1 pseudogene is annotated in these 251 nt (G+C 57.8%); it reads right to left on the minus strand.

From position 1 onward, the window contains the following. Window positions 1-126 (minus strand): annotated as a pseudogene (locus CG471_RS29955) (IS3 family transposase); the annotation flags it as partial. Window positions 127-251: the final 125 nt, after the last annotated feature.

Consider the following 251-nt stretch of genomic DNA (forward strand, 5'->3'; position numbering starts at 1 on the left):
CCAAGCATAGAAGCCGCTTGGCTGGATGCGCAGGCACCGACACATCGACCGAACCCTGAACTGGTCACGATGCTCGGCAACAAACGCGTATCTCACTTTGCATCCCTGGCGAAATACGCGGTGGCTTCCTAAGAAACAGCCGTATCAGGTTCCGCAGGCATCTCATGCAGGATGAAGCCGAAGGCCTTGGCGCGGCGCTGCAGATTTCCGATCACCCGGCTGCGATAGCGCTCCTCATATTGTGAAGCACC

This window comes from Sphingobium sp. IP1 (assembly GCF_002708645.1).
GTDB lineage: Bacteria > Pseudomonadota > Alphaproteobacteria > Sphingomonadales > Sphingomonadaceae > Sphingobium > Sphingobium yanoikuyae.